This window comes from Pseudomonas sp. FP2196, from assembly GCF_030687715.1.
GTDB lineage: Bacteria > Pseudomonadota > Gammaproteobacteria > Pseudomonadales > Pseudomonadaceae > Aquipseudomonas.
On the sequence record NZ_CP117445.1, the window covers coordinates 6,192,296 to 6,214,900 of the forward strand.

Here is a 22,605-nt window from a genome sequence, read left to right on the forward strand (position 1 = left end):
CGTTCGTAATTTTACTCAACAACTACCTTTAGCGATCCGCACCCCCAATCTGGAGTAAGCGCATGAGCACCTATGACGTAGTGATTCTGGGCGGCGGCCCCGGTGGCTATAACGCGGCCATCCGCGCCGGCCAATTGGGCCTCAAGGCTGCCTGTGTCGAAGGTCGCGCGACCCTCGGCGGCACCTGCCTGAACGTCGGTTGCATGCCATCCAAAGCCTTGCTCCACGCCTCCGAGCTTTACGACGCGGCCATGGGTGCGGAATTCGCCAACCTCGGCATCGAGGTCCAACCGACGCTCAATCTCGCGCAGATGATGAAACAGAAAGACGAAAGCGTGACCGGCCTGACCAAAGGCATCGAGTTTCTGTTTCGCAAGAACAAGGTCGATTGGATCAAAGGCTGGGGCCACATCGACGGCCCGGGCAAGGTCACCGTGACAGGCGATCAGGGCAGCAAAATCGAGCTGACCGCCAAGGACATCATCATTGCTACCGGTTCCGAGCCCACTCCCCTGCCCGGGGTCGACATCGACAACCAGCGCATTCTCGATTCGACCGGCGCGTTGTCTCTGAGCGAAGTGCCCAAGCATCTGGTGGTGATCGGCGCCGGCGTGATCGGCCTCGAATTGGGTTCAGTGTGGCGACGTCTCGGCGCGCAGGTCACTGTGGTCGAATACCTCGACCGCATCTGCCCCGGCGTTGATGGCGAGGCCGGCAAAACCCTGCAGCGCTCGCTGAGCAAGCAAGGCATCGTCTTCAAATTGAGTTCGAAAGTCACCAGCGCCACCACTTCGGCCAACAGCGTACAACTCAGCGTCGAACCGGCCGCCGGCGGCACGGCTGAGTTACTGGAGGCCGATTACGTGCTGGTGGCCATCGGTCGCCGTCCTTACACCCAAGGCCTGGGTCTTGAGAACGTCGGCCTGAGCACCGACAAGCGCGGCATGCTCGCCAACCAACAACATCGCACAGAAGCCCCTGGGGTGTGGGTGGTCGGCGACGTAACTTCCGGCCCAATGCTCGCGCACAAGGCTGAAGACGAAGCCATGGCCTGTGTCGAGCAGATCCACGGCAAGGCTGGCGAGGTCAATTACGACCTGATCCCAAACGTGATCTACACCAAACCGGAGCTGGCCAGCGTTGGCAAAACCGAAGAACAGCTCAAGTCTGAAGGCCGCGCCTACAAGGTCGGCAAGTTTCCGTTCACCGCCAACAGCCGGGCGAAGATCAACCACGAGACAGAAGGTTTCGCCAAAGTCCTCGCTGATGAGCGCACGGATGAAGTGCTCGGCGTGCACCTGGTCGGCCCGAGCGTAAGCGAAATGATTGGCGAGTTTTGTGTGGCGATGGAATTCAGCGCTTCGGCCGAGGACATCGCCCTGACCTGTCACCCGCACCCGACTCGCTCCGAGGCGTTGCGCCAAGCGGCGATGAATGTGGAGGGGATGGCGACGCAGATGTAGAAGATCAAAAGATCGCAGCCTCCGGCAGCTCCTACCTGAAATGCGTACCCTGTAGGAGCTGCCGAAGGCTGCGATCTTTTCGGTTTTCAGGACGGAAGATGCCCCAACGGCAACGCCCCCGGCGTCTTCACCGTGTGAATCGCAAAGTTGCTGCGGATATCACTCACCCCCGGCAACTTCAGCAGGCAACCGCTAAGAAAGCGGTCATACGCGCGCAGATCCGGTACCACCACTTGCAGCAGAAAGTCCGATTCCCCCGATACCAGAAACGCTGAAATCACCTCCGGCAGCGCAGTGACCGCTGCGTAAAACGCTTCGGCCTGTTCATCGTTGTGGCGCTCGACCTTGACCCCGACAAACACCGTCAGCCCCAACCCCACTTCATCGCGATCCAGATTGGCCTGATAACCGCGAATCACCCCGGCCTCCTCCAGCATCCGCACCCGCCGCAAACACGGCGACGCCGACAGGCCGATCTCGTCCGCCAGCTCGACGTTGCTCAAGCGACCGTCCCGTTGCAGGGCGGCGAGAATCTTGCGGTCGAAGGCGTCGAGTTTCATAGTTGGCAGATCCTGATAGCAAAAGCGCAAAAAGAAAGCAGGTTATGCCAATACCAAGGCATTTTGAAGCGGACTACGCAAGCACCTGCCCCACCCTTCGACCCTAGACTGGCGTCACCGAATCGACAACGAAAGGGGTATGACGTGGCAAGTCTCTGGCTGTTTTTCCTGGCATTGACCGTGGTGTTTCTGTTGCCCGGCCCGGACATGATCCTGCTGCTGCAAACCGGCGCCCGACAAGGTCGCGGAGCGGCGCTGGCCACTGTAATAGGCCTGGCGATTGCCCGCGCGTGTCATGTGGTGTTGGCGGCGTTGGGGCTGGCGGCGCTGTTCAAGGCGGCACCGTGGACGTTCGAAGTGGTGCGCCTCGCCGGGGCGGCGTATCTGCTGTGGATCGGCATTCAATGCCTGCGCAGCACCCTGGTGCCGAACCTGAATGCTGGCGACGTGGCCGAGACTCACGGGCGATGGCGCGAAGCGATCCGCCGTGGCTTGCTGACCAATCTGCTCAACCCCAAGGCGTTGTTGTTCTGCTCGGTGCTACTGCCGCAATTTATCGTCGCCAACGGCGCACCGGTGCTGAGCCAGTTCGCCCTGCTCGGCACATTGCTGGTCGGTGTCGGCCTGCTGTTCGACAGCGCTTACGCCCTGACCGGCGCCGCGCTGGGCCGTTGGCTGCAACACAGTCCAACGGCCCAGCGGATTCAACAATGGCTGTTCGGCAGCCTGTTGATCGGCTTCGCGGTGCGCCTGACTTTTGTCCAGCAGGCTTAACCCTTGCGAGCCTTGCGCTGGCGACGAGTGATCAGCAACAACGCCGCGCCGACCACCAGCACTATTGCGCCGATCTGCACCGGCCGCTTGTACGGTCGCAGGCTCGCGCGGACAGCGTCGGTGACTTGGGTGACGTAGCGTTTGTCGGCGTTTTCGAAGTCCGGGTACGGGCACTGGTTGCCGAAATCCACTGCCCACGGCACGTAAGCGCCTTCCTTCACGTACCGCTGATACAACGCGCTCTGATCTTCCAGGCTGCTGTTCCAACCAGCGGCCGAACACAGCACGGCGGCAAACGCCTGACTAGAGTGCGGCAAGTTGTCGGCGGCGCGATTGGCCAGGGCAGTGGCGACAAAACGGTAGTGATAACGCTGGTCGGGCTGCGCTTGACTGGCTTTCTGTCGTTGTACTTCGGCTTCGGATACCAGCGGGCCGATTTTCAGCTCGGTGGTTTCCAGGCTGTAATGACCGCCGAACGTCGCGTAATCCGGGGCCATCTCGTAACCGAGGATGTCCATGCCCCACTCGCGTGCCGTCCACGCCGCGTTGTACAACGCACTGGCGCGTTTGGTCGGCCACCACGCGGCATCGGCTTTCAGTCTTTGCTCGCCGTAGAGTCGGGCCTTGTTCTGCAGATCCGCATTGTCGAAATAGCCGACGGCCTCTTCGTAATGCCCCTCACGCAGCAAACGCCGCCCGAGCAGATTGCGCAGGCTGGCGGCAACGGGCAGCGGCACGTAATTGTCACGCTGCTCTTGAGTCAGCGCCGGCGGTGCCGGCACGTTGGCGTCCACATACTGCTTTAGTTCGTTGACGGTCAGCACGCGCTCGGCGACGGTTGCGGCATCGAACCAATAGAGGCTGTTGCTGCGATACAACTGCACGAACGCTTGCAGGTACTCACCGCGTTGCAATGCCAGAATCGCGCTCTCACCTTCGACCCGGCATTTGGGCTGAACCGTTTCCAATGCCCAGTCCGGCGTGCGCCGATAACCCCAGTCTTCGTTCTGCGGGAAAGCCTGTGCGGCTTTGGCGTAGGCGGCTGCCGCCGCATTCTTGTCACCGTCGCGTACTGCCAGTTTCGCTCGTAGCCACCAGGCGAGACCACCGTCGCCAGCGTGTTCGAGGAATGCTGTGGCGCTTGAGTAATCGCCCTGTTGATAACTCACCGCGGCCAGACGATCAGCATTGTCGAAGGTGCCACGGGTGCTGCTTTGCAGAAGCTTGACCAGTTTTTTCTCATTCGGTGGTTCGTCGCCGAACGACCAGCCGAGGCGGCTGATCAACGAGGCGGTAATCAGTTTCTGCACACCTTCGTGTTGCATCAGCTCGGCCAGCTCCGGCTCGGGCATTTCAGCCAACTCGTTCGCCAGTTGTTTCAACGAGGTGTAGCCAACCGGTGAGCCGTGCGCGCTCTGCGCCGCATAAAGATCGATCGCATCGTCCCAGCCACCGGCCATACGTGACGCTCGCGCCTCTTCCCCGAGACTGGCGACACCCAGCCCCAGCGGATCGCTGAAACCGTCAATGCTCAGTTGCCGGGCCTGACGGAACGCCGAGATCGCTTGCTCCAGCGGATCGAGCATGTCATCGGCCTCGGCGCTCATGGCGAACAGCGCACGCCCCTCGGAATAAGCCGCCCACGTGCTGCGCAACGGACGCTGATCCGCCGGCAGCGCCAGCAATTGGCGGAAATAATCGACCGCCATTTGATGCTCGCCGACATGGAACGCCACCGCACCCGCCACATACAGACGGATTTCCGCCGGCAGACTGCTGCCCTGCGCGTAGGCTTCACGGGCATCGGTAAGCGTGCGCAGACGCGTGACCAGTGCTTGCTGTTCCTCGGTCAGGCCGGCGGCCTCAACCTTGTTGCGCTCATCGGCAGGCTCGGTCGGCTCGGCGTAGAGACTGTTCGGGTTGTCGGCGGCAGGTGTAAGGTTTTTCAGACCGGCGATCGCTTTGCCCAAACGGCTGACTTCGAAGTTGAAGTTGCCCTCGGGCAAATCAGCCAGCGTCTGCGCGCGATCATCAAGCAAACGGTTCGGGAAGTCCGGGCCGCACGCCAAGGCCGAGCCCAGCGGCAGACAGAGGCTCAGGCAGAGCAGATGGCGGGGCCAGTTACGGGTCAACATGCGAACCTCCTTGATCAATAAATGCACAGCGCGCCCAACCGATGGCGCGCTGCCCGTCCGCCGGCAACCGGCCGTCGCGAAGGCGGGTGAAGGTAAGCAGATCCGGGCTTTGTTGCAACGAATAACCGGCGAGCGCATCGGAGCCTTCACAACCCCGGGCCTGCAAAGTGATCCGTGCGGGCCAAGCGCTGTCGAGGTTGCCACGGTTGTTCAGGGTGATGTCGTAGAGGCCGCTCTGCTCACGCAACGTAAGACCGAGCTGGCTGCTTAACGCATCGCCCCGGGCAACGGCGCGCAGCGTGGTCAGGCTCCAGGCGCGGCGGTCGTTGACCAGCGGCAGGCGAAACCAGATCAGCCCGGCCAGATGCTTTGGCGGATTTTCACGCAGTGCTTTGCCGAGTCGGCTCAGTTGCAGTGGAACGGCGAGCAGTTCACGGCGCTGCCCGCCACGCTCAAGCGGCACTTCACTTTCCACCACCGGCGCGCCGTCGACATCCGGCAACAGCGCCACACCGTAAGCGGGCAACGCCAGATAAAACGGTTTATCGGTGATTTCCCCCCAGGCCTCGGCCCAACGCCGCGCCTGCTCAGCGTCGAACAAACCGCGGCGCGGGTCACTGACGGCATGCACTTGCAGCACGCTGCTGTCGACTGTCGCCAGCAAGTTCGGCAATTGCGCACTGTCGAGCCAGGCCGGCAGCGCGGTGATGCTCAGAGGCAACGATTGCGGGAGTGCCGAGCGTAGATGAGTGAGGAATTCTGCATAGGCCGGCAGCCGCGCATTGCCGGCATCGTGGTCGATCTCCACGCCACTCAGGGTCAGGCCCTGCGCCTGCCAGTCACTGATGACCTGAAGGATCTGCGCCGTGACCTGCTGCTGATCCAGCGCCTTGAGTTGGCCGTCGAGACGAATCACCGCAATCAGTGGGCGGCCATCGCTTTTCAGCAACGGCGGGGCGATACGCGCGCGGCTCCATCCGGCATTCGGGAATGCCTGCAACGCCAGCACCCGCAAGGTGGAAAAATCACGTTGGCTATCGCGCAATGCCGCCTCATGGGCCGACGTCCACTGGCGTTGCCAGACGTAGAGTTGCTGATCGAGTGGCGCTGCGCTCTGCTGTTCACAGGCAGACAGCATGAGCAAAGCCAACAGACCGACGATAAAGCGCATACCTTGCAAACCCCTGACAGCACAGGGCTGCAAGGTTACACAAAACTCAGTTGCAAAAGCTTCAAGGCTTGCGGGCGATGATCACCTGACTTTTCGCCACGACCGCATCCAGCGCCTGCTTGATCTGCGCCCCGCGTGGCGAGTCCAGCACCGCTTGCCAGGTGTCGGCCCAATGATTGAGCAGTGGATGATCAGGGTTACTGAAATCGACCTTGGCTTCCCAGAACAACAACATCCACATCGACCAGTAAAAGCCGTACTGGCTGTGGCTGATGATCTCAAGGCCGGCCTCACTGACCATGGACTTGAACTGCTCTTCGCTGATGATCCGGATGTGGTTGGGTTTCTGAAAATACTCCGGCGCCGCGATGTCTTTTTGCAGGTCTTCGGAGCTGGGGTGCGGCACGCTCAACAGGTACAACGCGCCTGGCTTGCCGACGCGCACCAGCTCGGCGAGAAACTGCGCCGGGTCGTCGACGTGTTCAATGACTTCGGTGGACACCACGCGGGTCGCTGTCGCGTCGGCAATCGGCAACGGATTGCAATCGGTGACATGGCATTCGATATCGCGCGCCGGGGTGTCGCTCAGTCGCTGACGCGTCGCCTCGACCTTGGCGCCGTCGATGTCGGCAATGATGATCTTCGCCCCACGCATACCGCAGAAATGCACGTTGCCACCATCACCGCAGCCGACATCCAGGAGCGTGTCGTCAGCACTCACGGGAAAGCCTGTGAACAGCTCGCCGGTTGCCTGGTTGAACCAGCCGCTGAGCATCGCGTCGTGCAGGCCGAGCATGTACGGATCAGTCTTCTCGGCGACCGCAACGGAAGGCTGTGCAGACGTCGCCGCCGTGAGTTTCTTCAAAAGGCTCAGCATGAGGTGGCTCCAGAGGATGGGACGGCGGTGGGTGACGTACCGAGGCGTTTGACCAGTGCTGCGCCGCGGTTGCGCATAGGCATTTCGATGAAACGGTAATTGAGTTCGCTGAGCAGCGCGATCAGGCCGAAAGCGATTACCAGCGTCAGAATCGGATGGCCGGCAGGGCTTGGCAGACCGGCGCTCTGTAACCGGAAAATCAGTTCACGCACCAGTTGATAGGCCGGAATGTGGACCAGATAGATGCCGTAGGAGCGGCTGCCGATCCACGCCATCACCCGTTGCGCATGGCCGGCGGGCAACAGATAGTTGCGATTGTAAGAAGCAATCCAGACCAGCACCGCGCTGAGCAGCGCGATCGAACCGAGGCGGTAATTGGCGAAGGTGAACCGGTCGGTAGCCATGAAACTCATCAGCAAACCGGTAGCGATCAAGGCCAAAATCCCGACCCAGGGCCTGCGCAGACACGTCGGCTGCCAGCGCTGATAACCCGGCTGCGCACTCCACATTGCCAACAGCACGCCGAGAGCCAGGGCGTCGGTGCGCACGGCCATCAGCAATGGCGTGCGCATCGTGAAAATCTGCACGGCGACCAGCGCCAGCAATGCCCAGACCAGATGCTTGCGACAGAGCAGAATCAACAGCGGAAACAGCAGGTAGAACTGCTCCTCCAGTGACAGGCTCCAGTAGACGAAGCTGCTGCCGTACTCATAGTGAAAGAAGCTGTCTGCGAAACGGAAGTTGGCGTACTGCAACACACCCGCCAGCGTTGCTTGCAGGTTGGCGTACAGCGAACCGAACGCACCCGAACGATTGAGAAACACACACGCCAGCAGCATCAGAGCCAACCATAACCAGGCCGATGGCAACAGCCGAAAAGCCCGGCGCAGCCAGAAGTTGCGCGTCTGTTGCCAGTATTCCTGGCGGGTTGTGCACCCTTGCAGCGCCGGGATCAGGCCACGGGCGATGACAAAACCGGAGATGGCGAAAAACAGATCGACGCCCCACCACGGCTGGGCCCAGGCGTGAATTTTTTCCAGCAGCGGCACCGGGTCGGCAAACAGGCTGCCCTGCAAGTGATGGAACAGCACCCCCAGCACCGCGATCGCACGCAGGACCTCAATGTCCATGATCCGTTTGCTGTTCATGCTCCGGGGATTTCCACGGTCACACCACGGCGCTCGAACAACTGCGCAAAGAAAACCCGTAATCGCTGTTCAGCGACTGCCTGGCTGCAGAACGCTTGCAGGCTGCTGACCGCTTGCGCCGACATCCGGGCATAACGCGCCGGGTCGTTTTTTGCCACGGCATAACTCTCCCGATAGGCCGCGCACAACGACGCCCAGTTGGTCATGTAGCGCAGCGTACGAAAGGCCTTGCGCGGATCGTGCGGCCAGGCTGTGAGCTCATCGGTCGACTCGATCAGGAACGCATTTTCGGCGCTCAGGTAATCAATCATCGCGGTGGTGCGCGGGGCCACCGCCGGTTTGCCGCACGACATGAATTCCATCAGCGGCAAGCATTGGCCCTCGCCGTATGACGTATTCACTACATAACGAGTGGCCTGGACCAGCCGCTCGTAGTCGGGATCGGCAAGGTAGCCGTAGATCAGCACGATACGGCAGCGATAAGACTGATTTTTGTACAGGTGATGCAGGATGTCGCTCAGCGCTTCTTCGGCATCGTGGTGCGTGAGCTTGAGCACCAGCGTGGCGTCTTCGATGTCGCGAAAACTCACGCAGAACGCGCTGAGCATGTCTTCCCAATTCTTGCGCCCATCACCGGGATTGAACACTGAGGTGTACACCACACCGTCAAGCAGCAGCTCCTGCTCGGTAAGGGGTGCCTCAAAGTCGATGCCTTTGCCACTGCGCAAATGCATCGGGCCGAAGGCATTCAGATCCAGTTTTCGACTGTCGGCCACCAGGCCTTTGATCTTCAACCGCACCGTAGCCACCAGCGACTGCCCTTGCAACTGCGCGCCGCGGGCTGCGAAGCGATCCCATACCGGCGCTGGTACCGCGACAATCGGGTAATCAGCCTCCATTGCTTCGCGCACGGCGTTGACCGTGTAGCTGGAATGGGTAATGGCAGCACCACAAGCGTGCAGCACGGTGCGCCAGTCATTACGCGGTTCACCGGCAAACGGTTCGTTGGGGATCGTGCTGAATTCCCATGCAAACACCGGGAGCGTCGGACACGCCAGGTTCACCGGCGTGCGATGCGGTGGGGAAAAGGACAAGAACACACAGGGCTCGCCCCGAGCCAGACACTCCAGATAGAGCGCATCGACTTCGACCTGCGGGTCTGCCACTTCCACCACGCGTCCGAGGCGCTCGAGTACCGGGCGATACTCCTTGAGCACGAAGTAGTAGCTGTATTCCGAACGGCCCAGGTTCTGAGCGATGGTGTGCTGGTTGGTTTCCGAATGAATGATGATCAGCATGAAGCGTTATCCGTCACTGGCGCAGCATCCAGAGTGCGCGGCACAAGTCCGAAAAAATCAGCCATGCGCTTTTGCACTGGCGCGAACGCGCAGTAATCGTGCATGCGTGCAATCGCAGCAGCGGACATGCGCTGGTAATCCTCAGGCTGCGTTTTGGCCATTCGATAGCTGCTTTCATAAGCGCTTTTCAGCGAGCCCCAATCGGGCCGATGACGCAGTGTGCGATAGATGATGCGACTGTCTTGCGGCCAGATGGTGAGTTCTTCACTGGACTTGACCACGAGCGCCACCGACTCATCGATGTAGTCTTCCATGGCCGTGTGATCCGGTGCGATCACCGGTTTGCCGCTGGACAGAAACTCCATCAACGGCAGACACAGCCCTTCGCAACGCGAAGCGTTGACGTAGAAACTGGCGGCTGCATAAAGCCTGGTGTACTGCGCGTCGTCCAGATAACCGTGCATCACCACCACCCGGCAAGCAAAGGGTGAAAGCTGCGCGAGCAAGGTCATCATTTCGCTGTAGTACGACGCCAGATCGTTCTGGGTGATCTTCAGCACCAGTGTCGCATCGGCTCTTTCGCGCAAGGCCCAGCAGAACGCGGTGATCAGTTGATGCCAGTTCTTGCGGCCATCCTTGGGGTTGAACACGCTGACGTAGATCACGCCGTCGACCGCTATGTCGACCACCGACGAGGTGTCCGGCAGGTTCAGCGGCTCGGGTTCGATAACCGGTACCGGTTGCGGGCCGCAAATGGCCGGCAGGCGTTTCTCGAGCCAGCCGTGCAATACGTCCGGGACACGATCGCGAACTCCTTCCCAATACCAGTTGTGCAAAAACTTCGACCGCGGCAACGGTGGTGCGTAGTCGCGTCCTGCATTCAGCAACCACAGACGCAGGTAATGCCGGGCAATGATCAGGCGGCGTTTGAAGGTCAGCGGTGGCGGTCGGGCTGCCTCGAGCTCGGCGGCCAGAATTGCTTCCTGCTCGGCGGTCAGTGGTGTCGGGAGCAATGCATCGGCCGACAACCCGAGCGTTCGGGTATCGAAGATGCAGCCCTTGATGGAAAGCACCGCGCCGGGATTGATCGGCCTACAGACGTGTTGCTCGCGAATCGCCGCAAAGTTCTCCCACAGCGGCGTCGGCAACACCAACACTGGAAAGTCTTCGCCCATGGCCCGGCGAATGGCTCGGGCAGTGTGGCTCGACAAGGTGATGACCCGGCCCTGGCGCGCAAACATCTGCGTCCAGTCATGGCGCGGATCGTTGTCCCACTGCTCATCCGGGATCGAGTCAAACTCCCATGCCACGACGCAAATCGTCGGACACTCAAGTTCCGTGGGGGTTTTATGCGCAGGGGTGAACGACAGAAACACGCTGTCCTGGCCAGCCGCGCGCAGTTGCCGAAAAAGCGGATCGACTTCGGCGCTGGACGACACAATGTGCACCTGACCGAGACTCTCGAGTATCGGGCGATAGGCCTTGAGCACAAAGTAATAGCTGTATTCGGGACGTCCCAGGCTCTGGCTGATGGAGCGGTCGTTGACGTCCGAGTGAAGAATGAAATTCATGGCATCCCACGATGAAGCAGCCTTCCCGGCAGCCTCATGCTATGACGGCCCGGCGTCGGATCAAGTCGGCATCACTGGCGCTCGTCCTCCATCTTCAGGCACGTCTTTGTTCTTGTTTTAGTGGTCAGTTTCACCCCGTCGCACAATGCCCACGGTGAACCGACGGGAATGGCGACGAGGGGCATTCTAAACACATCCGTCGGGGATCCGTGAACCGCCCGGCGAGAATAAATCGGTCTACGCTTACGAGAACTGACCAGTCACGGTCTGGCCAGTTGAAATTGCTGTGCAATTGGCACAGATTGAAGACAAACAACTACAACAACTGACTTCGCCTGTCTTTTAGCCAGTTTTTCTTTTGGTCTGACAGATCTTTCCTCAAAGCCTGTGGGAAAGTGGCGCAAGTTCAAGACCAAGGGGTCGCTGTTTGAAAAAGCGTCTGTTCATCACGGGTCTCAGTGGCTTCGTGGGACAACATATACAGTCACGTCTGGCCTTGCCCGATTCGTCGTGGGAGCTGTTGCCTGCCGCATCGCCCTTCGACCTCACGGATGCCGGCAGCCTCAGCGACCTTTGGCCGCAGATGCCCGACGCGGTGGTTCATCTGGCCGGGCAAACCTTCGTCCCCGAAGCCTTCCGTGATCCGGCCCGCACCCTCGATATCAATGTTTTCGGCACCCTCAACCTGTTGCAGGCTCTCAAGGCGCGCGGCTTTGCCGGCACGTTCCTGTATGTCAGCTCCGGCGACGTTTATGGCCAGGTGGCCGAAAGCGATCTGCCGATCACCGAGCAACAACCGCCCTGCCCGCGCAACCCTTACGCGGTGAGCAAACTCTCGGCGGAATTCCTCAGCCTGCAATGGGGCCTGAGCGAACACTGGCCGGTGCTGGTCGCACGCCCGTTCAACCATATCGGCACCGGGCAGAAAGACAGCTTTGTCATCGCCAGCGCTGCGCGCCAGATCAGTCGCATCAAACAAGGCCTGCAAGCCCCGCAACTGGAAGTCGGCGACATCGACGTGACGCGTGATTTCCTCGATGTCGGCGACGTCGTATCGGCCTACTTCGCGCTGCTGGAAAAAGGCATTCCGGGGCAGGTCTACAACATCTGCTCGGGGCGCGAGCAAAGCATCCGCAGCCTGATCGAACAACTGGCCGATCTTGCCGAAGTCCAGATGCAACTGGTTCAGGATCCGGCGCGCATGCGTCGCGCCGATCAGCGCCGCGTTTGCGGCAGCCACGCAAAACTGGCCAAAACCACAGGATGGGCGCCAGACATCACCACACAACAATCCCTGCGGGCGATCCTGTCCGACTGGGAGACGCGAGTACGACAAGAATGACAAAAAGTGCACTGATCACAGGGATCACCGGCCAGGACGGCGCGTATCTAGCCAAATTGTTGCTCGACAAGGGCTACAAGGTTTATGGCTTCGTGGCACGGCGCAGCAGCGATTCACGCTGGCGCCTGCGCGAAATGGGCGTCGAAGCCGATATTGTCTATCTGGACGGTGACATGGCCGATGCCTGCTCGGTACAACGTGCGGTCATTCAATCGGCTCCGGACGAAATCTATAACCTCGCCGCGCAGAGTTTCGTCGCCGCCTCGTGGAATCAACCGGTGACCACCGGCATCGTCGATGGGCTGGGCGTTACTCATATCCTCGAAGCGATCCGCCAGTTCAGCCCGCACACCCGCTTCTATCAGGCCTCGACCAGTGAAATGTTTGGTCTGATCCAGGCTGAGCAACAGGACGAGAACACCCCGTTCTACCCACGCAGCCCATACGGCGTGGCCAAACTGTATGGCCACTGGATCACCGTCAACTACCGCGAAAGTTTCAACCTGCACGCCAGCAGCGGCATCCTGTTCAACCACGAATCGCCGCTGCGTGGCATCGAGTTCGTCACCCGCAAGGTCACCGATGCCGCAGCCCGCATCAAACAGGGCAAACAGCAGGAGCTGGCCCTGGGCAACATCGACGCCAAGCGCGACTGGGGGTTTGCCGGCGACTACGTCGAAGCCATGTGGCTGATGCTGCAACAAGACAAGCCAGACGATTTTGTGGTCGCCACCGGAGTCACTACCACGGTGCGGGAAATGTGCCGTATTGCCTTCGATCACGTCGGCCTCAACTACCGCGACTACGTGAAGATCGACCCGGCGTTCTTCCGTCCGGCTGAAGTCGAAGTGCTGCTCGGCAACCCGGCCAAGGCTCAGCGCGTGCTGGGCTGGAAGCCAAAAACCGACCTGGATACCTTGATCCGCATGATGATGGATGCGGACATGAAACGCGTCGCCAAGGAGTAGGCCATGCTGATCCCCGTGATTCTGTCCGGCGGTGCCGGCACCCGTTTGTGGCCGGTGTCCCGCGAGGGCCATCCCAAGCCGTTCATGACCCTGCCCGACGGCCAGTCGCTGCTGGGCAAGACTTACCAGCGTGCAGCAGCATTGCTGGACGGCTGGGGCGACATCGTCACGGTGACCAATCGCGAGTACTACTTCCAGAGCAAGGATCACTACTGCGCCGCCCACGTGTCGCGCCATCGCGGGCACTTCCTGCTGGAGCCGACCGGGCGCAACACTGCCCCGGCCATTGCCGCCGCTGCCCTTTCGCTGCAAGCGCTGCATGGCGACGACGCAATCATGGTGGTGATGCCCGCCGACCATTTGATCGTCAATCAGGACGCGCTGAAAAGTGCGGTCGAACACGCGGTCAATCTGGCCAGGGACGGTTACCTGGTAACTTTCGGTGTGCTGCCGACGGCCCCGGAAACCGGCTTCGGCTACATCGAAACCGGTGCGCCGCTGGACGCCAAAGGCGCGGCCAAGGTGCAGCGCTTCGTGGAAAAACCCGACCTGCAAACCGCCACGCATTACCTGGAGAGCGGCAACTTCCTGTGGAACTCGGGCATGTTCTGCTTCACTACCGCGACCGTGCTTGCCGAGCTGCAACTGCACGCGCCAGAACTGCTGGAGCAGACCCGCGCCTGCATGGCCGCCAGCGCCCCGTTGGAAACCGTCGGCTGCCTGCAACAGGAACTGTCGCCGGTGCTGTTCGCTGAAATCACCGACATTTCCATCGACTATGCGTTGATGGAACGCTCGGAAAAAGTCGTGGTGGTGCCCGCCGGTTTCGACTGGAGCGATATCGGTTCGTGGGGCGCGGTGGCCGCACTGGTGCCGGCCGATGCCGACAACAACCGCGCCAGCGGCGAAGCGATTTTCATCGACAGCCACAACAACTTCGTCCAGAGCGAAGGCCGGCTGGTAGCCGCCGTCGGTGTGGATAACCTGATCATCGTCGACACCGCCGATGCCGTGCTCGTGGCCCATGCCGACCGTGCGCAGGACGTGCGCCGCGTCGCCAAGCAGCTCAAGGACAAATCCCACGAAGCCTATCGCCTGCACCGCACCGTCAGCCGGCCCTGGGGCACCTACACCGTTCTCGAGGAAGGCCCGCGCTTCAAGATCAAACGCATCGTGGTCAAACCTGGCGGCAAGTTGTCCCTGCAAATGCACCATCACCGCAACGAACACTGGGTGGTGGTCGAAGGCATGGCCAAGGTGACCAACAATGGCTCCGGCACGACGCTGGTGGCCAAGAACGAATCGACCTTTATCGCCGCCGGCCACAAGCATCGCCTGGAAAACCCCGGGGTGATCGATCTGGTGATCATTGAAGTGCAAAGCGGCGAATACCTGGGAGAGGACGACATCGTCCGCTTCGAAGACCAATACGGCAGGACGGTTTGAATGCTGCTTTCCCTGTATCGCTCGCTGCACAGCTACCGTGGATTCATCCTCGGTAGCGTGCAACGAGAGTTTCAAGCACGTTACCGCAACTCGCTGTTCGGTGCTTTGTGGCCGATCTTCAATCCACTGTCGATGATCATTGTTTACACCGTGATTTTTTCCCACATCATGCGCGCCCGTCTGCCCGGCGTGGATGACAGCATGGCCTACAGCGTCTACCTCTGCGCCGGCCTGCTGGCGTGGGGGCTGTTTTCGGAGATCACCCTGCGCAGTCAGACCATGTTTCTGGACAACGCAAATCTGCTGAAGAAAATCAGCTTCCCGCGGATCTGCCTGCCGGTGATTGTGTTGATCAATGCCGGGATCAACTTCGCCATTATCATCGGGCTGTTTCTGGGCTTTTTGCTGTTGACCGGACGCTGGCCAGGCATGGCATTGCTGGCGTTGTTACCGTTGATAGCGCTGCAAATGATGTTCTGCGCAGGGCTGGGGATGGTCCTCGGCGTACTCAATGTGTTTTTCCGTGATGTCGGACAGCTCTTTGCCATCTGCTTGCAGTTCTGGTTCTGGCTGACGCCGATCGTGTATCCGATCAGCATCCTGCCGGAATGGGTGCAGCGTCTGCTGCAACTGAACCCGTTGACCAACCTGTTCAGCAGCTATCAGAACCTGTTTCTCTACGGTCAGTGGCCGGTCTGGAGTTCGCTGCTGCCGATCGCCATCACCGGGGCGGTCTTCTGCCTGATCGGGCTGCGGCTGTTTCGCCAGCGCGTCGGCGAAATGGTGGATGAACTCTGATGGGGCATATTCGCGTGACCGGCCTGAGCAAGGCCTACAAACAGTACCCCAACCGCTGGAGCCGACTGGCAGAGTGGCTGATCCCCTTCTCACCCATCCGTCATCGCCAGCACTGGGTGCTGCAAGACGTCGAATTCGAAATCGCCCCCGGAGAAGCCGTGGGCATCGTCGGCGCCAACGGGGCTGGCAAAAGCACCTTGCTGAAGATGATCACCGGCACCACGCAGCCCACTGCCGGCAAGATCGAACTGCAAGGTCGCGTGGCGGCACTACTGGAACTGGGCATGGGCTTTCACCCTGACTTTACCGGCCGGCAGAACGCAATCATGGCCGGCCAGTTGCTGGGAATGCAGCTCGAAGAAATCGAAGCACTGATGCCCGATATCGAGCACTTCGCCGAGATCGGCGACGCCATCGACCACCCGGTGCGCACCTACTCCAGCGGCATGCAGATGCGACTGGCGTTCAGCGTTGCCACCGCGCGGCGCCCGGACATTCTGATCGTTGATGAAGCGCTGTCAGTGGGCGACGCTTATTTCCAGCACAAAAGCTTCGAGCGCATCCGCAGCTTCCGCAAGGCCGGGACAACCCTGCTGATCGTGTCCCATGACCGCTCGGCCATTCAGTCGATCTGCGACTCGGCGATCCTGCTCAAGGACGGTCGCATGGCCATGTACGGTAAACCCGAAGCCGTGCTCGATTACTACAACGCGCTGATGGCTGAACGCGAAGGTCAGGTGGTGCGCCAGGAAATGCTCGCCGGTGGTGAAGTGCAGACCGTTTCCGGCACCGGCGAAGCGGCGATTCTCGGCGTGCGCCTGCTCGATGAACACGATCACAGCATCGACGCCGCCGAGGTCGGGCAACCGGTGGTGCTGGAGGTACAGGTTGAAGTACGCAAGGACATCGAGCGGCTGGTACTGGGTTTCATCCTCAAGGATCGGCTGGGGCAAATGATGTACGGCATCAACACCCACCGTCTGAACAAGGCGCTGACCGACCTGCATGCCGGTGAACGTTTTACTTACCGTTTCGCCTTCATCATGGGCCTTGGCAAGGGTAATTATTCGGTGTCGCTGAGCCTGTCGCGGCTGGACTCACATTTGGACCGCAACTTTGAATGGCGTGACTACGGCTTGGTGTTCCATGTGATCAACAATCGCAAGGAAGACTTCGTCGGTTGTTCATGGCTGGACGCGCAAACCACGATCACTCGTGATACGCCGGCCAGGATCACCGAGCGCGCGCCATGAGCCGATTATTGGTGGAATGCACCCACGTATTCAAACACCCAAGGATCAACTCCGGAATACAGCGGGTGGTGCGCAATGTCATCAATCAACTGCCGCCGAGTGTCGACGGCGTTGAATGTTTGCCGGTCATTTTGCTCAACGGCCAACTCTATCGAGTGACACGTCTGGCGCCGTTGGACACCCCGGGGTTCAACGCACTGGCGACCTTTGGCGAAAGGCTGCAACGCCTTGCCCATCGGTTCTGGCAATGGCATCAGCGGGTCGACGCCGACCGCACCTCGAAACTGGCGCGACGGCTCCTGTATGTCGGCTATCGCCTGACGGCGTTCGCTGCGTTCGGCCTGCCACTGCGCCTGATCAATCAGATCAATCGCACGCAGCTACTCAAACGTTGTTCACCTCTACAACACCTGCCGGGCGATCAACTGGTGCTGCTGGATTCGTCATGGCACTCGGATTTTTTCGCCCACATCGAGCAGCTCAAACGCGACGGTGTCGGCATGATTGCCGTGATCTACGATTTGATCCCGCTGACTCACCCACAGTTTTACGACACACGTCTGGTCGAGGTTTTCAGCGAGTGGTTTGACTGGATCACCCGCACGGCCGATGGCTACATGGCGATTTCCGCCACGGTGCGAGATCAGGTGTGTGAAGAACTGCAGCGGCGGATCGGCGTCGAGCAGACCGACAAGCGTTGGTTCGATTTCTTTCACCTGGGCAGTGAACTCGATCTGCACAGCATCGAAACGACAGTCGACCCGCGCCTCAAGTCTTTGTTCGCCACACCTGAGTCGGTATTCCTGATGGTCAGCACCATCGAGCCGCGCAAGAACCACGCGTACCTGCTCGACGCCTTCGAGCGCGCCTGGGCGGCCGGTTCAACCGCACGGCTGTGCATCGCCGGACGGGTCGGCTGGAAATGCGAAGCCCTGCTTGCCCGGGTGCGTAATCATCCAGAACTGAACCGGCGTCTGTTCATGTTCAACGAACTCAACGACACCAGCCTGGAACACGCCTATTCCCACGCCAGTGCGTTGGTCTTCCCATCGTTTGTCGAAGGTTTTGGCCTGCCGCTGGTGGAAGCCATGCAGCGCGGCTTGCCGGCAATGGGCAGCGACATCGCGGTGTTCCGCGAAATCGGCGGCGAGTTCATGGCGTACTTCGATCTGCAGGACCCACAGAGCCTTGCCAGTCTGATCAACACCTTCGAGCGCACCGGCCAGTTCCCCGCTGCCCGCGATGTCGCCGATTGGCAGTGGATCGGCTGGCGGGAAGCCAGTCTGCAACTGGCCGAACGCAGTGTGCGCAATGTCCTTCAAGCGCCAGCGGCGCCAGCGAGGCAACATGCGCATTGCCCTTAATGCTCGGATTCTCCAGGCGCCGCGCACCGGCATCGGGCACTACGTCGCCGAACTGGTCAACGCCTTGCGCAGCGAACCTGATATTGAAGTGACGTTATTTCACGGCTGGGGCTGGAGTTCAGCGTTGCCGGAAGCCGCCATGCCCGGTTATTCGCGGTTGACGCCCCTGCTGCGGCAGATTCCCGGGGCTTATCAGGCACGCCGCTGGCTGGAGCAGAAGCGCTTCGATCAGGGCCACGCGCAGGGCATTGATCTGTACCACGAGCCGAGTCTGTGGCCGCTGGCCTTCGACGGGCCGACCGTGATCACCCTGCACGACCTGACCCACCTGCATTTCCCCGAGACTCAGCCGTCAGCGCGACTGAAGGAAATCGAGCGGCGACTGTCCGTCGGCGTACAGCAGGCGCGGCTGATTCTGACGGACTCCCAGGCGATTGCCGACGAAGCCCGGGACTATTTCGGGCTGCCCGCCGAGCGTTTTGTGGTAGCGCCACTGGGCGTCGCCGAGCGATTCCATCCGCGTGCGGCGAACGCCATCGACGCGGTGCTCAAAGCACATGCCGTCAAGGCGCGGGAGTATTTTCTGTGTGTCGGTACGCTGGAGCCGCGCAAAAACCTGAGTCTGGCCTTGCGCGCCCATGCCCTGTTGCCGGAGGCGGTGCGCGAGCGCTTTCCGCTGCTGATCGTCGGCATGGCCGGTTGGCAGCGTGAACAGTTCAGCGACGAGCTGCGTCAGGCACTGGCCAGCGGGCATGTGTGCCTGCTCGGTTATCTGCCCGATGAACAAGTCGCGCAGTTGTTGGCTGGCGCCCGAGCACTGATTTTTCCTTCGCTTTACGAAGGTTTTGGCCTGCCGGTGCTGGAAGCGATGGCCAGCGGCACACCGGTGGTGATCACCCGCTCTTCGGCCATGCCGGAAGTGGCGGGCGCTGCCGGCAACTATATTGAAGCTGACGATGCAGACGGATTGCGTGATGTGATGAGCCGACTGATCGACGATCAAGCACATTGGCAGGCATGCCGAGAAGCCGGATTGCAGCAGGCACGGCTTTTTTCCTGGGAGCGTTGTGCACACGCCACGGCCGGTGCCTACCGCCAGGCCATGGGAGGTTGAATGCGAGTTCTTCATTTTTTCAAGACGTACCTGCCTGACTCCGTCGGCGGCATCGAACAAGTGATCTTCCAACTGTGCGAAAGCGGCGCCCAACACGGCATCGATGGCCAGGTCCTGACCCTCAGCGCCGACCCGAATCCGCCGGTGGTGCAACTCGGTCAACACGAAGTCCACCGGGCCAGACTCGACATCCAGTTCGCCTCCACCGGATTTTCCTGGAGCGTGTTCAAGCAGTTTCGCGAGATGGCCGCCGAGGCCGACGTGGTCAATTACCACTTTCCGTGGCCGTTCATGGACCTGGTGCATTTCGCCAGTACCATGAAGAAACCGAGCGTGGTCACCTATCACTCGGACATCATCCGCCAGAAGCACCTGCTCAAACTCTACCGACCATTGATGAACCGCTTCCTCGCCAGCGCCGACCGCATTGTCGCGGCCTCACCGAATTACCTGCACACCAGCGATGTATTGCAGCAGTTCCAAAACAAGACCCGAGTGATTCCATACGGCTTGAACAAGGCCGGTTATCCACAGGCCGACAGTGAGCGCATGAATCGTTGGCGCCAGCAGCTTGGGGATAAGTTTTTCCTGTTTGTCGGTGTCATGCGCTATTACAAAGGCCTGCACATCCTGCTCGACGCCATGAAAGACGTGGACTATCCGGTAGTGATCGTCGGCGCCGGCCCGCTGGAGCAGGAACTGCACGCCCAAGCGGCAGCGCTGGGCCTGCGCAACATTCATTTCCTCGGACGGCTTGGGGATGAGGACAAAGTTGCGCTGCTGCAATTGAGCTACGCGATTGTCTTCCCGTCGCACCTGCGCTCCGAAGCGTTCGGCATCTCGCTGCTGGAAGGCGCGATGTACGGCAAACCGATGATCTCCAGCGAGATCGGCACTGGCACCAGCTACATCAATATCCACAACGAGACGGGACTGGTCGTGCCGCCAAGTAATCCACAGGCATTTCGCGAGGCAATGCGCACCCTGTGGGAAAACCCGCTGCGCGCAGCAGAGATGGGGGTGAAGGCGGAGGCCCGTTACCGGCAGTTATTCACAGCCGATGAAATGGGCCGCAAGTGGACGGAGCTGTATCAGGAGTTGCTGGAAGAAAAATCGCTGTCCTATGCCTGAATGTGGTTTGAACAGAGATCCATAGCAGGAGTGAGCCTGCTCGCGATTGCGGTGTGTCAGTCACCGCTTGGTTAACGGATGGATCGCTATCGCGAGCAGGCTCACTCCTACAGGATTCGATTACAGGTCGAGGATCAGCGGTTGCTGACTTTGTGCCGGCACCGCACAGCAAATCAGCACATGTCCCGCCTCAGGTATTTCGGCCGGTACCTGTGGATAATTCACCGCGCCACTGACCAGCCGCGTCTTGCAGGTGCCGCACGATCCACCGCGGCAACTGAACTCCGGACGCAATCCGCGACTTTCCGCCAGCTCCAGCAAACTACCGCCGTCCGGCTGCCAGCGGGCTTCCTTGGCTGAACGCTCGAATACCACCGGCACCGATTGGGTGGCAGCCGGAGGTTGCTCAATGACGATCGCGTCCGCATCGGCACGTCGCTTGAGCGTCGAGGGGCCGAAGGTTTCGGCGTGAATCTGCGCGTCGCGCACATCCAACTCGCGCAAACTGTCGTACAGGCCTTGGGTGAAAGCGCCGGGGCCACACAGAACAAAGTCGATCTGATCGTAATCCTCGACCTCCAGCAGATTTCTCAGCACCGCGTCATCAATTCGCCCATGCAGGTCGAAATCCTCGCCCTCGTGCGCATCCGCTTCCGGCTGACTGAGCAAACGCAGAACCCGCACCGCATCGCCAGCACTTTCCAGCAGACGATCCAGTTCCTTGCGAAACGGCTGATCGGCCAGGCTGCGCGAACTCTGCAGCAACCACGTCGGACGAATCCGCCGTGTGCGCAGGCCCTGATAAACCACCTCACGCAGCATCGACAGGATCGGTGTGATACCGACCCCGGCCGCCAACAACACCAGCGGCCGGCGTTCCAGCGGCGCGACGGTGAAATGCCCTTGCGGCGCCCGCGCCTCCAGCACATCACCCACCTGAATCTGCTCATGCAGATGGTTCGACACCCGTCCGTCGCGCTTCACACTGATCCGGTAAAAACCATCCGATGGCGCACTCGACAGGCTGTAGGTGCGGATATGTACTTCGCCGTCGAGGGTAAACCGCAGTGGCAGATGCTGGCCCGCGAGAAACACCGGCAAACCGGCGCCATCGTCCGGCTCGAGATAAATCGAGCGGATGTGGCGGCTTTCCATTTCAATCTTCGCCACCCGTAATGGCCGCCACTGGTTGCCCAAAGCCTGCGCCTGCAAACGCGCGTCGGCCTCGGCCCAGTTGCCGGTCAACAGACTGGTGGGCGACATGCCGTCGAAGCGCCAGCGCAAGGCCAGCGCCGCCGGACGCCGCACCAGTTTCTCCACCTCAAATGTCCACAGCCGCTCCGCACCTTGAAACGCCTCGATCTGCGGCCCTTCCAGGATGATTTCGGTGCGCCCGCTGAGTTGCAGCACGTCACCTGTGGAAAAGTCGATGAACAGCAAGCCAGCCTTGGGGTTGAGCAGCAGATTGCCGAGGGTGTTGAAGTGCAGGTTGCCGGCAAAATCAGGGATGGTCAGACGATTGCCTTCCACCCGCACAAAACCGGCCTGGCCGCCGCGGTGGGAAACGTCCACCGCACGCTGGCCGTCGGCGTCCACATAACTGGCGACAAAGAACGTGTCGGCACCTTCGATCAGGGTAATGGCCGCGTCATCAAGCGCATCCAAATGCTGAGCAGGCCGCGTCTGCGGATCGCTCAGCGGAACGCGCTGGAATTGACGCAGCTGGATGTATTGCGGGCAGTTGCCGAAGGCTTGATCGACACTCACCTCGAAACCGTCGGTGCCGAAATGATCGACATGGCCATTAAGGCGATTGCGCCGACGGGTGTGCAGTTCGATGCCGAGCAATCCGATAGGCTCGCCGTTACGCAACTGCGCCGGATCATCGGCAGCAGGCAGACTTGCGAAGTGCAGATGCTCAGGATCGGGCGAATGGGCAAACCCCGGCGCTCCTTCAAGCACACTGGCCCACGGACGGCCGTCGCCGTCCACCGCGCCGTACAACATGAAAGGAAGTTGCTGATAGAACTCTCGGTGCTGGTCTGGCATCCAGGTGCGAATTACCTTACGCCCGAATGCCTCCATGCGTTCGGCCACACCTACATGCGCCTGCAACTGTTGCTCGCCAGCGTGCCACGGTGAACGTTCCATCACGACCTCTCCTCCGTGCCGTCGGCACAGTGTGGATTGCG

At 60.6% G+C, this 22,605-nt stretch carries 18 protein-coding genes; 10 read left to right on the forward strand and 8 right to left on the reverse strand.

What is annotated here, in order from left to right:
* Positions 1-62: 62 nt before the first annotated feature.
* Positions 63-1,463 carry a dihydrolipoyl dehydrogenase gene (gene lpdA, locus PSH79_RS27870; RefSeq protein WP_305440585.1) on the forward strand — a complete coding sequence of 467 codons (1,401 nt, stop codon included), beginning with the start codon at positions 63-65 and terminating at the stop codon, positions 1,461-1,463.
* Between the two features lie 86 nt (positions 1,464-1,549).
* On the opposite strand, the gene PSH79_RS27875 is transcribed toward lpdA, so the two are convergent.
* Positions 1,550-2,023, reverse strand: a complete 474-nt coding sequence (locus tag PSH79_RS27875) for an Lrp/AsnC family transcriptional regulator (protein ID WP_100846744.1) — start codon at positions 2,021-2,023, stop codon at positions 1,550-1,552.
* Positions 2,024-2,167: 144 nt separating this feature from the next.
* Here PSH79_RS27875 and PSH79_RS27880 point away from each other — a divergent pair, with 144 nt between their 5' ends.
* Positions 2,168-2,797, forward strand: coding sequence for a LysE family translocator (locus tag PSH79_RS27880; protein ID WP_305440586.1), 630 nt, complete (start codon positions 2,168-2,170; stop codon positions 2,795-2,797).
* On the opposite strand, the gene PSH79_RS27885 is transcribed toward PSH79_RS27880, so the two are convergent.
* The 6 genes from PSH79_RS27885 to PSH79_RS27910 form a co-directional block, all read right to left on the reverse strand.
* Positions 2,794-4,932 carry a hypothetical protein gene (locus PSH79_RS27885; RefSeq protein WP_305440587.1) on the reverse strand — a complete coding sequence of 713 codons (2,139 nt, stop codon included), beginning with the start codon at positions 4,930-4,932 and terminating at the stop codon, positions 2,794-2,796. The genes PSH79_RS27880 and PSH79_RS27885 overlap by 4 nt on opposite strands.
* Positions 4,919-6,103, reverse strand: a complete 1,185-nt coding sequence (locus PSH79_RS27890) for a DUF3142 domain-containing protein (RefSeq protein ID WP_305440588.1) — start codon at positions 6,101-6,103, stop codon at positions 4,919-4,921. Before PSH79_RS27890 ends, PSH79_RS27885 begins: the two co-directional genes overlap by 14 nt.
* 61 nt (positions 6,104-6,164) lie before the next feature.
* Entirely contained in the window at positions 6,165-6,980 is an 816-nt protein-coding gene (locus PSH79_RS27895) for a class I SAM-dependent methyltransferase (RefSeq protein ID WP_305440589.1), read from the reverse strand.
* Entirely contained in the window at positions 6,974-8,128 is a 1,155-nt protein-coding gene (locus tag PSH79_RS27900; protein WP_305440590.1) for an acyltransferase, read from the reverse strand. Before PSH79_RS27900 ends, PSH79_RS27895 begins: the two co-directional genes overlap by 7 nt.
* Complete coding sequence (locus PSH79_RS27905; protein WP_305440591.1) at positions 8,125-9,426, reverse strand: glycosyltransferase; 1,302 nt, start codon at positions 9,424-9,426, stop codon at positions 8,125-8,127. Before PSH79_RS27905 ends, PSH79_RS27900 begins: the two co-directional genes overlap by 4 nt.
* The gene (locus tag PSH79_RS27910; RefSeq protein ID WP_305440592.1) at positions 9,420-10,997 is read right to left on the reverse strand and encodes a glycosyltransferase; all 1,578 of its coding nucleotides are present in this window, start codon (positions 10,995-10,997) and stop codon (positions 9,420-9,422) included. The genes PSH79_RS27905 and PSH79_RS27910 overlap by 7 nt, the downstream gene beginning before the upstream one ends.
* A gap of 427 nt (positions 10,998-11,424) precedes the next feature.
* Here PSH79_RS27910 and PSH79_RS27915 point away from each other — a divergent pair, with 427 nt between their 5' ends.
* The 8 genes from PSH79_RS27915 to PSH79_RS27950 are packed head-to-tail and all read left to right on the forward strand — an operon-like array spanning position 11,425 to position 20,413.
* Positions 11,425-12,339 (forward strand): GDP-mannose 4,6-dehydratase, encoded by a 915-nt coding sequence (locus PSH79_RS27915; protein ID WP_305440594.1) that lies wholly within the window; start codon positions 11,425-11,427, stop codon positions 12,337-12,339.
* Positions 12,336-13,307 (forward strand): GDP-mannose 4,6-dehydratase, encoded by a 972-nt coding sequence (gene gmd, locus PSH79_RS27920; RefSeq protein ID WP_305440595.1) that lies wholly within the window; start codon positions 12,336-12,338, stop codon positions 13,305-13,307. The genes PSH79_RS27915 and gmd overlap by 4 nt, the downstream gene beginning before the upstream one ends.
* A 3-nt stretch (positions 13,308-13,310) precedes the next feature.
* Positions 13,311-14,753 (forward strand): mannose-1-phosphate guanylyltransferase/mannose-6-phosphate isomerase, encoded by a 1,443-nt coding sequence (locus PSH79_RS27925; RefSeq protein ID WP_305440596.1) that lies wholly within the window; start codon positions 13,311-13,313, stop codon positions 14,751-14,753.
* The gene (locus PSH79_RS27930) at positions 14,754-15,551 is read left to right on the forward strand and encodes an ABC transporter permease (RefSeq protein ID WP_305440597.1); all 798 of its coding nucleotides are present in this window, start codon (positions 14,754-14,756) and stop codon (positions 15,549-15,551) included. It begins immediately after the preceding gene.
* Complete coding sequence (locus PSH79_RS27935) at positions 15,551-16,804, forward strand: ABC transporter ATP-binding protein (protein ID WP_305440598.1); 1,254 nt, start codon at positions 15,551-15,553, stop codon at positions 16,802-16,804. Before PSH79_RS27930 ends, PSH79_RS27935 begins: the two co-directional genes overlap by 1 nt.
* Positions 16,801-18,168: a glycosyltransferase family 1 protein gene (locus tag PSH79_RS27940; protein WP_305440599.1), complete on the forward strand. Its 1,368-nt coding sequence runs from the start codon at positions 16,801-16,803 to the stop codon at positions 18,166-18,168. Before PSH79_RS27935 ends, PSH79_RS27940 begins: the two co-directional genes overlap by 4 nt.
* Positions 18,152-19,282, forward strand: a complete 1,131-nt coding sequence (locus tag PSH79_RS27945) for a glycosyltransferase family 1 protein (protein ID WP_305440600.1) — start codon at positions 18,152-18,154, stop codon at positions 19,280-19,282. Before PSH79_RS27940 ends, PSH79_RS27945 begins: the two co-directional genes overlap by 17 nt.
* Positions 19,283-20,413 carry a glycosyltransferase family 4 protein gene (locus tag PSH79_RS27950; protein WP_305440601.1) on the forward strand — a complete coding sequence of 377 codons (1,131 nt, stop codon included), beginning with the start codon at positions 19,283-19,285 and terminating at the stop codon, positions 20,411-20,413.
* A 120-nt stretch (positions 20,414-20,533) separates the two neighbouring features.
* Here the strand turns inward: PSH79_RS27950 and PSH79_RS27955 are convergent, their stop codons facing one another.
* Complete coding sequence (locus tag PSH79_RS27955) at positions 20,534-22,564, reverse strand: pyridoxamine 5'-phosphate oxidase family protein (RefSeq protein ID WP_305440602.1); 2,031 nt, start codon at positions 22,562-22,564, stop codon at positions 20,534-20,536.
* Positions 22,565-22,605: the final 41 nt, after the last annotated feature.